The sequence below is a fragment of the Staphylococcus sp. 231237_7MaSpsaltlick genome (assembly GCF_043107035.1).
On sequence record NZ_JBICNX010000402.1, the window covers coordinates 1 to 427 of the forward strand.

The 427-nt window shown below is 25.1% G+C and carries 1 protein-coding gene; it reads right to left on the bottom strand.

Annotated features, from left to right (window positions below; translation table 11 throughout):
* On the bottom strand, positions 1–427 hold a 427-nt coding region (locus ACF91D_RS32090; RefSeq protein ID WP_327621134.1), incomplete at both ends, for a TGS domain-containing protein.

The following is a 427-nucleotide window of genomic DNA, read 5'->3' on the forward strand; positions in this document are numbered from 1 at the left end:
CTAAAACTACTTTAGCTTTTTCTTTAGACATTTCCGATATCTCTATTGTTGGATTAGATTCAATGAGTTTATACAATGCTTTATTTATATCTTTCAAGTCATTTTTATTAATGTTCTTGATTGGATTATGAAAATCACAATAAAAAGAATTATTATCTACGCCTAAATCTGCAATTTTAATATTTTCAAATTGTTTTTGTATAACATAACTAATTAAAAAAGCTAATGTATATTTTATTGATTTCTCAGCTTCTTGATCTTCATAAGTTATAAAATCTACTTTACTATTTTCTTTAATCACATAAGTTATTTCCTTTAAATCACCATTAACATATCCTAGGGCAGCCTTTTTTGAGAAAGAGTTACCAATACTTTTAGCAATATGAAATAATGTTGTTTCCTGTGGCACCTCCAATTCATTATTATT